This window comes from Pseudobacillus sp. 179-B 2D1 NHS (genome assembly GCF_045370945.1).
In the GTDB taxonomy this organism is placed as follows: domain Bacteria; phylum Bacillota; class Bacilli; order Bacillales; family Domibacillaceae; genus Pseudobacillus.
Genome location: NZ_JBIQDP010000050.1, coordinates 1 through 11,905, shown reverse-complemented (window position 1 = coordinate 11,905; position 11,905 = coordinate 1). Strand labels below are relative to the sequence as shown.

The following is an 11,905-nucleotide window of genomic DNA, read 5'->3' as shown; positions in this document are numbered from 1 at the left end:
GAAAAACACCTCCAAGTTATTTTCGAGTATCCCATACTCGTTTTCAACTTAAAGGTGTTTTTTATTTGTCTCACTTTCTGGGGTCAGTCCAGAATGCTCGGGGCTTTATGATATTAAGGACGAATGTTTGTCACTGTGTGATCTGAATGGAGAGTGAAAGCTTGAGTGAAGCTGCCATTTACCGCTGAATTGATCGCTCCATCATCCATGGGAATGGATACATAAATACGGTAATTTCCTGGAGAAAGGGCAGAGAGATCTACATTTGTGCTGCTGGCTAACTCATAAAGATCAAATTTTGGTCCTGCACGATGCACCCAGGTATTAAGGGAACCTTGTTTAACGATCATGCCATCACTTTTTTTAATTGCAAAAGTGGGAGTATGCTTAACTGTAAAGTCAGCCATCTTAGGTGAATTCCCTCCGACAAAAAGAGTTGTACGGAAAGTGTTCTTGGCAAGGGAGGAATAAGAAGTCATCACACCGACATTCTCTCTGACCTCTGCCTTCGCAGCAATAGATGAATTTGAATAATTGATTACAGTGACACCGCTTAATATAAGTATAAAAGCAAAAAGAACTTTTCTGATTTGATCCATGGTTCCCCTCCTGTAAATATAATTATCCTATCAGGTTCACTATACCCCTCTTAAATATCGATTAAAACGAAATCAGGGAAATATAATTATTTTTAATCGATGAAAATGAAAAGAAATAACCGCTATTTTTTAGGCGCAATCGTTAAAAATCCGTGGAGGAAACTTTGTTAGTAAGGAGGGTGATTCGATATATTTTTATATTTTATTGCTTGTTTTTTCAGAAATCTTCCTTATAAGCGATATTGATTACAGGTACCCATTCTTCTTGAGAGGAAGACGCGTCAGCGCTGTTCTTGGAGTAGGGGAAGCCTGTTTTAAAAAGAAGAATCAGAAGCAGTTTATAGTTTCATAAAAAGCAGGATGGTTCTCTATGAGGGTTTATGTACCATTACTGAGCAGCATGGGAAAGGCTTGGTTAAGTACCCTCTGCTTAGAAAGCAGGGGTACTATCTATGGCTTTTATCGCTGTTGATTGATCCACCAGTCGATGTGATCCAAATCAAACATGAGAATACTGCCAAATGGCCTAAGGTGAGGCAGTTCTCTTTTTAAGATGAGATCATTAATTTTATCTTCAGTTATTGGAAAATTCACTGAAGACAAATAAGCGATTAAGTTTTCGATGCCATAAACTTTTCTCATTTCATCACCTCCCACCGGGTCTTCCTTGTTTGAATAAAAAAGAAAACTCAGTGCCAGGTATTAGAATGAAAAAACTTAGTCATTTTATACCCGTTTCTCTTTAATTTACACATTGGAAAAAGAATGGTATACGATACTCTGCCCGTGTTCTCGCACAAATAATGGGTTTGTTGCTGAAACAGATTTTTATCTATTCTTTTAATGTACTTCTATTGAAGTCTTTAATTAGACTACATATGAAACGTAAGGGAAATGTGATGGGAAGAAAAGCTATTGTGCTGTCACTGATCCAGCAGAGGGTGATATGAATTGTGGAAAGAAGGCTAAAAAAAAGAGTGCTGTCTTAGGATTCATTACTTCTACGAGAGCTGATTCATAAAAAATCTTTACTAGTTTTTTGCGAGGGGGTTTTGGAATGTCTGAAGTTGTTTTATCAGGTGTAGAAAATAAAGTCTTACACCCCAGGTAGATAAGATAAGCGGCGCCTAAGTATTTAACGATATTAAAGGCTGTTGCTGATGTCATAAGAATGGCAGAAACTCCAATTGCTCCTGCTAAAACGTGAATAGAACCACCAAGAGACACACCAACAACTGATACCAAGCCCGCTTTCTTTCCTTGATCTATACTTCTTCCCATAATATAGAGTACAGCTGGTCCAGGTAGTATTAATAATGTAGCAGCAGCGATGACAAATAGCCAAATAGTTGAAAACTCCATAAAATGCAACTCCTTATTGTATTTTGTGTAGGATTTAATTAAACATCTCCTTGGTTAGCTTAACTTCTTCGTAAACATAAACGGTTACACAATTTCACGTTGGCACCTGAAAATAAAAGGTGATAAACCCCATTTTTACTTTTAGGAGTGCCCACAGCAAACCACAAATGAACAGTGGTAAGAATACTTTTATGTTGAAATCCCAATCTTTTAGTAAGATAAATAAACAATTGAGATTTCATTATTTAAAAACTACGCCCCTCTTGTTGAATAAGAGCTATAGCCTAGAGGGGCTTTAACTTGTACTAAAAATAATGGCATAAATCCTTATTTTAACCATCTGCATAAAGTTTTGGTGTTGGCTGTCCTATGAGCAAATCAAAGAAAACAAGCCGTAATAATTAGGCCAATCATTTAAATAACCCTTTCCGCTGCTCACGCATCCACTGAGCGACCTGGACGTCCTCTTGTTCATTTGATTTTTCAAGCTCGCCAACAATCGTTTTGTAATCGGTGTCATTACGATTCTGACTCATTTTGGCTGCAGCTTGAATAGAGGTGATTTCAATTTCAAAACCAACGATTCCTTTCATTTCACTCTTGAGCAGCTCTGGATCAAACGTCTCCCAGGTCCGACCATTTTCTCGGGGAGACTCATAGTGTTTAAGCATAGTATCCAAAGCTGATTCCAGCTCTTCTCCAGTGATTACACGTGCTGTTCCATACGCATGTACAGCTAAATAGTCCCATGTAGGGACCTCTTCGCACTGATACCAACTGGATGAAATGTAAGCGTGCGGTCCTTGGAAAATGAGTAACACATCACTATTATTGTCTAAAGTTTTTTTCTGCTTGTTTCCGTATGCAATGTGCCCAGTCGCGTAGAGTTTCCCTTCATCTTCTCGAATTTCTAAAGGAATATGCGTAGCCAAGGGCCGGTGTTCATCAACAGTAACCAATAACGCAAACGGATTAGATTTCATCATTTGAACGGCTTCTTCATGATCCATACGATAATATTTAGGAATGTACACCATAATCATCCTTTCCACTTATACTTGAATTTTAAAAAATATAAATACCCGGCAAAAAAATAATATTACACAAACTGACATGAAAAAAGGTACAATAATAAACAAATATACATGTCAGAGGGAAAGGTAAATGAAAAATATTATTTTTACTTTTAAGGAAGACACACCTAAATACAAACAGATCTACGAACAATTTAAATTATTTATTGAGCAAGGAGATATACGAACGAATGAGCAACTACCTACTATCCGTCAACTGGCAGACTCCCTTCAAGTAAGCCGCAATACTACATTAATGGCTTATGATCAACTTGTAGCTGAAGGTTATATTCGCGGAGAAGGGAGAAAAGGTTATTTTGTAAATGAATTAGAGCCCGCTTTATTTCAACAGGAGGCAATCTCTCGTAATAGAAAGCAAACAGAATCGACAGCAGCTGTTCTTGTTAATTTCCGAGCAGATGCGGTAGATCAAACACATTTCCCTTTAAAAGTCTGGAGAAGAATAGCTAACCAAGCATTAACATTACAAGAGAGCTTCCAATACGGAGATCCTTTTGGCGAGGTATGTCTGCGAGAACAAATTGCCGCGTATGTGTTTCAATCAAGGGGAGTAAAAGCAGAGGCAAATGAGATTATTATCGGCAGCAGTACCCAGCAAATGCTTATATACCTTGGGCATATACTGAAAGATGATTTCCAAAGTGTGATCGTAGAGGATCCTGGATATGATGGCGCCAGGGAAGCTTTTCAATTTCACCGTCTTCACTTTGAAACTTTGCCGGTTTATGAAGCAGGGGTTGATTTTTCTCAGTTAGAACAGATGCAATCCCGGCTAATTTATGTAACCCCGTCCCATCAAAGTCCGATTGGAGTAAGCATGTCGATTCAACAGCGGCAAATGCTTATTCACTGGGCTAACGAGGTACAGGGATACATTATTGAAGACGATTATGATAGTGAATTTCGTTATACGCAACGGCCATTTCCTGCCCTTGCTTCGATTGATGCTCAAAGAGTCGTTTATCTGGGGAATTTTTCGAAGTGCTTTCTTCCAGGCATTCGTTTAAGTTATATGGTGTTGCCTCAGCCGCTATTAGATCGTTATAAAGATCGCTTCCGTCATTTTGAGAGTACTACGTCCCTTCTTAATCAGCTCACAATGGCTAAATTTATGGAAGAAGGAGAATGGAGTCGCCACGTTAAGCGAATGCGTCTTGTTTATAAAAGAAAAATGCTGCACTTAGTTTCTGAATTAAGAAAGCAATTCGGTCAAAATATTTCTATTATCGGCGAGCAGTCTGGCTTATACTTATTGGTCAAGGTACACATAGGGCGTTCAGAAGAATGGCTGATCAGACAGGCTTTTTCCCATGGAGTTAAAGTCCAGCCGACCTCACTGTATGTTGTTAACAATCATCCTGATCAGCCGATTGTTAAGCTTGGTTTTAGCAGCCTTTCTTATGAGGAAATCCAACTCGGTGTGTCCCTCTTGAAAAAGGCCTGGTCATAAATATAGCAAGGAGGTTTAAAGCTTTCATACGTTTTTAAGATTATCATTTGAAAGAGTGTAAAGAAGTTCTGGACATGCACCCCGATAGACTGTTCTCTGTTGAAAAGATGGTTGTTAGCGAGATGCCGTCAACAGCTATCCGAGCTGATATGAATGGTTCAGGAATCGGTCCAATCGTAATGTCTTATCTTTATGTATGTCGTTACTTTTCTCTTCCGGTTGGTTTTAGAGCAGATTAACAAAAAACTTGCCTGTAATAAAAGGATTTTTACATTCCATATGGAAATAAAAATCATATTGGAAAAAGGGGATGGTTTTGTTGTTATTAAAAGATATAAGAAAATTTGAAGATTTGGATGATTTTATATTCGAACATAAGGTGGACATTCGCTGTAAGGAGAGCGGCCTCTGTGTCACTTTAATCGAGCCGACCGAGGAGGAAGAAGGGGTAATTGCTCTTATACTAAGTGACGGATCGCAGATGGAATTGCCGGTTGATCGTTTAGATGACTATTTAGAAGTTGTGCCTCTAGAAAAGTAAGCGCTATCGTATTCTATAACGGAAGCATTAAATTAGAATAATTGATTGTGGAAAGGTCTTCTTAGAGGGTGAAAATTTTTAGTATCAAAAAATAAAATCCGGCTGACAGATGGTGGATGTAAAAGAGTGACCTGATCATCCATGATTCTGTACGCAAGCCAGCAAAATAGTATATGATTAAGTCAATTATTCGAAAGTGAGCTGAAAAACATGCTATGGTCTCCGCTGTTTGAAAATGATGTACCTGCTATTCTTCTTCCTTAACGGCAGAAGATGGCATCTCCGTTAAGGACAACCATTGTCTAAACAAAACGGAGGGTACAAAATGAGAAATACGTTACTGGGTTCTTTGTATTTAGCACTCGCTGCAAGTATTTGGGGCGGGATGTATGTGGTAGTCAAGTTTGTGGTTGAGATTGTGCCGCCACTTGAATTAGTATGGTTACGTTATGTGATTGCCATTGTGGCACTGCTGATAATTAGTGTGGTTAAAAAACAATCGTGGCGGATTAAAAAAAGAGATTGGCTACTAATCTTTGTTATCGGCCTTGTTGGAAACACGATTTCTATCGTAACCCAAGAAGTTGGCACGATGCTTTCCACCGCGCAAATGGGGGCGATTATTACCTCGACGACCCCAGCGTTTATGGTGTTATTTGCGCGTCTTATTTTAAAAGAAACCGTTACATTAAAAAAAGCTGCATCTATTATTCTGGCAACGATCGGCGTTTACATTATTATTGGCAACGCCCAGATTGATTCTTCTCAACAGCTCGGCGGTTTATCCTTACTTGCAGCAGCGCTGACATGGGCGCTGATGTCTGTTCTAATTAAACGTGTACCGGAACAGTATTCCCAAATTGTCGTAACGGGCTATGCTATTCTTGTAGCGATTGTTTTGCTGACGCCTTTTACAGTCAGCAGGCTAGCAGCACTTGATTTTCAGGCCATGATGCATCCAGCGGTTTGGGGCAGTCTATTATATTTAGGCGTGATCTCAACAGCCTGTGGTTTTTTACTATGGAATCGTGGGTTGCAAATGCTTAATGCTTCAAGCGGCGGATTATTTTTCTTTTTCCAGCCGATAGCTGGTACTTTTCTAGGATGGCTGCTATTAGGTGAACAAGTTGGATGGTCTTTCTGGATTGGTACTCTACTGATCTTTGCCGGTGTGTTATTAGTTGTTCGAGAAAAATAAATAGTAAAAAAGCTGATGGGTATCATTCACCGATCAGCTTTTTTTATTGGCGGGTTTTCTCTGTCTGAGGACAGCCCATTGGTCATCTGCTGCGTCTGTGAAAATTGTTAATTAAACAATAAGGGAAGGAGGCAGGATATTATGGGATATCCAGTATAGTGATCATAAGGACAGCTAAAGAATGACAAAGAATGATTGGTGCAGAACAGCAGCTTTCAGAGGCAAATGCTTATTCTAAAGAGGAATGTCTGCATGTAGCTTTGTTGCCAGCAGCTCCTTCCAAGGAAAATAGTGATAAGTTATTATATTATAATAATGAAAAAGTGCGCTGTGTTATAAATGGGAGAGAGGTCTATCTCTTATTCTATGAGAGTAGCCGAACCTCCAAACGTGGTACTCATCTGAAAAATTGCAGGTTTCAGCAACTGTCCGCAATGGGCATACCCTCAATAAGCTTTCAAGCATAGGAGAAGCATTCAGCTAAAAAAGAAATGGATAATAAGTATAAAAGTTTTATATTTACTTTTTATAGTTCCTACTCCTATTAAGCCGTCCATTGCAAATAGGCAACGAAGCATACTCGGCATCGTCAAAACCTCTTGTGAAAATTGTATTTATATTCAAATATGCAGAATCCATTTTGGTTTGTCTATTTCTATAATGGATTCTTTTTTTGTTGTGATCCCAATTACATAGGGATTTTGATCAATCTTTGGTTTAAATGTATAAAATCAATGAGACGAAGAGGTTTTTTTATTGAATAATTATTATGATTGTTTTTTAAATAAAACTTGGTTGATAGTTAAGAAAATACTTGCAATTCTGTTTATATGGATTATACTAACTAATAATAGTTAGGTGACGAGGAGGTTGGCTAAATCATTGTCTACAAGAGAAAAATTAAAAGAGGCTGCGGCAAATTTGTTTGCTGATCAGGGATATGAGGGAACGTCCCTAAAAGAAATTGCTCATGCAGTAGGGATTAAGACGCCCTCTATTTACGCTTTTTATGAAGGAAAAGAAGATTTGCTTTTAAACGTTTATCAGGACATTTTAGAAGATCATTACGATCATTTGCAAAAAAGCTTGGAGCAAGCAAGAAATGGATCGGCAAAAGAGAGGTTGTATGGCCTGTTATTAACAGCAGTAAATTATCATTTAACTGAAACTGGCAAAACAAAGTTATTTAGAAGATTAATGTTGTTTCCTCCACCATTTTTATACAAACAAATAACAGAAAATTTCAACAAAATTGAACAGATGGAAAGTGAATTGTTGAGAGAAATTTTTGAAGAAGGAATAAGAAATCAGGAGGTTCAACCTAGAAAGGTTGAGGATATGGTGACATCCTTCTTGTGTGTAATGGATGGCGTGTTTCTGGAGATGCAGTATTATGACGAGCGAGAGTTTTCACGGCGACTTGAGATTATATGGGAGCAATACTGGCTTGGGATAAAGCAATAAATAGCAATTTTATTTAAAGAGGGGTGAAAAATATGGAAAATGCAAATAGCAATGATTTTGAACGGGAGCCGGTGCCGAGAGAACTTCGCAAAGGATGGATATCGATCAGCAGCGTCTGGATAGCGATAGGCATTGATTTATCAGCAGTGTTACTTGGTGCGGAGCTGGGGGCGGGCATGTCCTTAAGCCAGGCATTGTTGGCAGTGTTTCTCGGTTCTCTTTTTCTCGGTTTGCTCGGTGCGTTTTGCGCATATGTAGGAGCGGCCACAGGATTGTCGACAGCGATGATTTCTACATTTACTTTTGGGAGACAAGGGGCGAAGATCACTTCGCTTTGCCTGGCGGTTTCATCGCTCGGCTGGTTTGGTGTACAAGCAGGATTTTTTGCAGAAAATGCTCATGCTGCCTTGTCATCCATATTCGGTATGGATGTTTCTGTTAAGTTACTGGCATTTATTGGTGGATTGTTAATGATGTCAACTGCTATATATGGTTATCAAGCCATTGAGAAATTAAGCAAGTTTTCTGTCCCTCTCCTCATTCTTTTGATCTTTATCGCCCTGTTTTTCGTAATCGGCGAAAAAGGAACAAATGCCATGTTACAAACACAGAATACAGCGTTCAGCTTTGGAGCGGCTACGTCACTAGTTATTGGAATCTTTGTATTGGGGACTATTCTGGCTCCGGATATATCCCGTTGGGCAAGATCAAAGAAGGACGCTGTTTTATCAGCGTTTATCGGGTTCTTTGTAGGGAACAGCTTCATGCTTGTTATGGCGATTCTTTTGTCAAAAGCAATGAATACAAGTGATCTGATTACGATCTTCACTGTAGTCGGACTGGGCATGCCTGCGATCATAGTATTGACACTGGCGCAGTGGACAACGAATACGAATAATCTGTATTCATCATCACTTGGCCTTGCCGTGTTATTTCCTGGCATTCCAAAAAAATTGCTCACTTTGATAGCGGGAATAGTAGCCACTTTAGTAGCTGTTTTAGGGATATTTGATCAATTCGTTACGTTTCTTTCGATTGTCACTGTATTAATTGCACCGATTGGCGGGATCTATGCAGCTGAGTATTACTTTGTCAACAAGCAGCAATTTCGTTTCGATAATGAAAAGCGAGTTTCCTTTGTCGGCCGTTCATTCATTGTTTGGCTCTTGGCTTCTTCTGTAGCTTTCTTGACGACAGATGCTCCTGCAGGGTTGGGGATTTTCGACATAACTACCATCCCAGCACTCGATGGATTTTTACTGGCGCTGGCTGCTCAAGCCATCCTAGGAAAAGTGCTTTCTAAAACAGATGCAACAACAAAATTAGCAGAGGAGATACCTAAATGAAGAAGTTAACACAACAAATGATTGAACAAATTGCTATTGGTGCTGCTGTCCTCGGTACAGGTGGAGGAGGAGACCCTCATCTTGGCAAGCTAATGGCGATGCGGGCAATTGACAAATACGGACCAGTAGAAATTATCAGCATCGATCAATTAAAAGAGGGTGACTTAGTTGTTCCTGTTTCAATGATCGGAGCCCCTAGTGTGATGGTCGAAAAAATACCATCGGAAGAGCAGGTCATCGCAGCACTAGAAGCCATTGAGAAGCACTTTGATCAAAAAATACGAGCGGTCATGCCAATTGAAATAGGGGGAGGCAACTCCTTAATTCCTATTATTGCAGCCGCCAAGAAACGAGTACCGGTAGTAGACGCCGATGCAATGGGGCGTGCTTTCCCAGAAGCACAAATGGTCACGTTCCATTTAGACGGCCTAAAGCCGGACCCAGTTACAATGGCGGATGAAAGAGGAAATGTGGTCACTTTCTCTCCTATGAATGGAAAGTGGTCGGAGAAAATCGCTCGTGCTCTCACGATAGAGATGGGTGGAAATGCCTCGATGTGTGATTATGCGTTATACGGAAGAGATGTGGTTAAGAGTGCGATCCCTGGTACGTTAACATTAGCTGCTTCTATCGGCGAGATATTAATGGAGAAACATAGCGGTAACAAGACGGCCATTGATCTATTGATAGATAGACTGAGAGGATACTCTTTGATTACCGGCAAAATTACGTCAATTGAAAGAAAGATAGAGGGCGGTTTCACAAAGGGGATAGCGAGAGTAGCTGGAATAAATGAAGATCATTCCCGTGAAGTGACTTTGCATTTCCAAAATGAGCAGCTGCTTGTGACTGAGGAAGGCAATCCGTTAGCCATCACTCCGGATTTGATTTCAATTTTAGATCAGGAAACAGGCTATCCGATTACGACGGAATCATTGAAATATGGAGCCCGTGTCGTTGTTATTGCCTACCCTTGCCATGAGAAGTGGCGTACAGAAAAAGGGATTGCCACCGCAGGGCCTGGTTATTTTGGTTATGACGTAGCTTACAAGCCAGTTGAGGAGTTACATGCACGAGAGGTGATGAAGTAATGAGCTATCGAATTGGAATAGATGTCGGCGGAACAAATACAGATGCCGTTCTTATTGATGAAAATATGCAAGTGATCGCGAAATACAAGTCTGCAACTTCTGCAAATATTATGTCAGGCATTCATGACAGTATCGCTCGTATATTAGCAGAATCGGGTGTAGATAAAAAGCACGTTACACATGCAATGCTGGGCACTACCCATTGTACAAATGCAATCGTAGAAAGAAAAAACTTGAATCGGGTAGGGGTAATTCGGATTGGTTATCCTGCCACTACCTCGATCCCTCCGCTTTATAATTGGCCACAAGATTTGCTTGAGGCAATAGGAAACCATCAATATGTTGTTTCAGGGGGATATGAATTTAATGGAGATGAAATTGTCCCGATAGACGAGGAAGAAATTAGATCCATTGTAAATGAAATCAAAGAAGAAGTAGATGCGATCGCCGTCGTGGGAGTGTATTCACCGGTCCGCCCTGATCAAGAAGTAAGAGTCCAGGAAATTATAAAAGAAATCGTTCCGGATATGCATGTGTCCTTGTCTCATGAAATTGGAAGCATGGGCTTGCTGGAGCGTGAAAATGCCGCTACTTTAAATGCCGCCTTAATACAGGTCATTAAATTAGTAGTGAATGGATTTACTGCTGCCTTAACAGCAAATGGGCTGGACCCGGAGATTTTTCTTGGACAAAATGATGGGACACTAATGACAACTGACTATGCTCTTAGCTATCCAATCTTCACGATCGGTTGTGGACCGACGAACTCAATCCGCGGGGCCGTCTACTTATCCGGCATAGAAAACGCTATGATTCTCGATATTGGAGGAACCACTACAGATATTGGTGTAGTTAAAAACGGATTTCCAAGAGAATCGTCCGTAGCTATTGAAATTGGGGGCGTCCGTACGAATTTTAGAATGCCTGATATGTTATCTATCGGCATTGGTGGCGGAACAATTATCAGAAAGAATGAGACGGGTTATACAATTGGCCCCGACAGCGTAGGCCATGAAATAACGAAAAAGGGAATCATCTTCGGCGGCGATATCTTGACCGCGACTGACATCGCTTTCGGAGCTGGAATGGCGACCATAGATTTGCTCGACTTAAATGCGGATGCTTTAGATAAAACAGAATGCAAGGAAGCACATAAGCAAATTGTTCATGAGGTTGAGGTGGCTATTGATCGTATGAAGACGAACGCTGATGATGTTTCCATTATTCTTTCAGGTGGAGGCAGCATCCTGCTTCCTAGCTCTATAAAAGGAGCCAGGGAGGTTATAAAACCTGAACATTTTGAAGTGGCCAATGCCATTGGAGCAGCGATCGGCGATATTTCCGGAGAGGTCGAAAAAGTATACTCACTCAGTGAACAATCTTACGCAGAAGCCATTGAAGAAGCCAAAGAGCTTGCCATAGAACGGGCCATTAAAGCAAATGCAGATCCTAAGACAGTAAAAATTGTTTCAATTGAAGATATTCCGCTTGCTTATATGCCGGGAAATGCATTATTCATTAAGGTAAAAGCAGTTGGGCAGTTGCTGGTGAAAAAAGATGGCAAGCGGAGAAGCTCTCAATAGCCGCTATTCATGAAATGAAAAATTATTCTTCAGACATACTCTTTTTAACGTTGTCTCAGTTAGATGACAGTGTTGTAAATAAAGGACCTCATAAGGTCCTTTCAGTTTGTCGACAAAAGGGGTTCGGAATAGTCTTATTCCGAACCCCTTTTGATTTTTCGGTAGTTTTAAAGCCCT

General features: G+C 40.2%; 12 protein-coding genes and 1 pseudogene. 9 read left to right on the top strand and 4 right to left on the bottom strand.

Annotation, left to right across the window (positions count from 1 at the left end):
- Positions 1 to 113 precede the first annotated feature (113 nt).
- The 4 genes and pseudogenes from ACH0BF_RS24555 to ACH0BF_RS24540 form a co-directional block, all read right to left on the bottom strand.
- Positions 114 to 599 (bottom strand): hypothetical protein, encoded by a 486-nt coding sequence (locus ACH0BF_RS24555; RefSeq protein WP_120032252.1) that lies wholly within the window; start codon positions 597 to 599, stop codon positions 114 to 116.
- A 459-nt stretch (positions 600 to 1,058) separates the two neighbouring features.
- Entirely contained in the window at positions 1,059 to 1,241 is a 183-nt protein-coding gene (locus ACH0BF_RS24550; protein WP_120032251.1) for a hypothetical protein, read from the bottom strand.
- Positions 1,242 to 1,514: 273 nt separating this feature from the next.
- Positions 1,515 to 1,961, bottom strand: a pseudogene (locus ACH0BF_RS24545) (LysE family translocator); the annotation flags it as partial.
- Positions 1,962 to 2,371: 410 nt separating this feature from the next.
- Positions 2,372 to 3,004: an FMN-binding negative transcriptional regulator gene (locus ACH0BF_RS24540; protein ID WP_340853631.1), complete on the bottom strand. Its 633-nt coding sequence runs from the start codon at positions 3,002 to 3,004 to the stop codon at positions 2,372 to 2,374.
- A gap of 121 nt (positions 3,005 to 3,125) precedes the next feature.
- Between ACH0BF_RS24540 and pdxR the strand changes: the two genes are divergently transcribed.
- From pdxR to ACH0BF_RS24495, 9 genes are all read left to right on the top strand, one after another.
- A complete protein-coding gene (pdxR, locus tag ACH0BF_RS24535) occupies positions 3,126 to 4,505 on the top strand; it encodes a MocR-like pyridoxine biosynthesis transcription factor PdxR (RefSeq protein ID WP_340853632.1) in 1,380 nt (459 codons plus the stop codon).
- 74 nt (positions 4,506 to 4,579) lie between these two features.
- Entirely contained in the window at positions 4,580 to 4,744 is a 165-nt protein-coding gene (locus ACH0BF_RS24530; protein ID WP_406910476.1) for a hypothetical protein, read from the top strand.
- Between the two features lie 80 nt (positions 4,745 to 4,824).
- The gene (locus ACH0BF_RS24525; RefSeq protein ID WP_120032243.1) at positions 4,825 to 5,046 is read left to right on the top strand and encodes a hypothetical protein; all 222 of its coding nucleotides are present in this window, start codon (positions 4,825 to 4,827) and stop codon (positions 5,044 to 5,046) included.
- A 325-nt stretch (positions 5,047 to 5,371) separates the two neighbouring features.
- Complete coding sequence (locus tag ACH0BF_RS24520) at positions 5,372 to 6,244, top strand: DMT family transporter (RefSeq protein ID WP_340853635.1); 873 nt, start codon at positions 5,372 to 5,374, stop codon at positions 6,242 to 6,244.
- A gap of 191 nt (positions 6,245 to 6,435) precedes the next feature.
- Positions 6,436 to 6,711, top strand: coding sequence for a hypothetical protein (locus ACH0BF_RS24515; RefSeq protein WP_340853636.1), 276 nt, complete (start codon positions 6,436 to 6,438; stop codon positions 6,709 to 6,711).
- A gap of 415 nt (positions 6,712 to 7,126) precedes the next feature.
- Positions 7,127 to 7,708 carry a TetR/AcrR family transcriptional regulator gene (locus ACH0BF_RS24510; RefSeq protein WP_340853637.1) on the top strand — a complete coding sequence of 194 codons (582 nt, stop codon included), beginning with the start codon at positions 7,127 to 7,129 and terminating at the stop codon, positions 7,706 to 7,708.
- A gap of 32 nt (positions 7,709 to 7,740) precedes the next feature.
- A complete protein-coding gene (locus ACH0BF_RS24505) occupies positions 7,741 to 9,054 on the top strand; it encodes a cytosine permease (protein ID WP_120032237.1) in 1,314 nt (437 codons plus the stop codon).
- A complete protein-coding gene (locus tag ACH0BF_RS24500) occupies positions 9,051 to 10,145 on the top strand; it encodes an S-methyl thiohydantoin desulfurase family protein (RefSeq protein WP_340853638.1) in 1,095 nt (364 codons plus the stop codon). The genes ACH0BF_RS24505 and ACH0BF_RS24500 overlap by 4 nt, the downstream gene beginning before the upstream one ends.
- Complete coding sequence (locus tag ACH0BF_RS24495; RefSeq protein ID WP_340853639.1) at positions 10,145 to 11,728, top strand: hydantoinase/oxoprolinase N-terminal domain-containing protein; 1,584 nt, start codon at positions 10,145 to 10,147, stop codon at positions 11,726 to 11,728. The genes ACH0BF_RS24500 and ACH0BF_RS24495 overlap by 1 nt, the downstream gene beginning before the upstream one ends.
- The last annotated feature ends 177 nt before the right edge of the window (positions 11,729 to 11,905 follow it).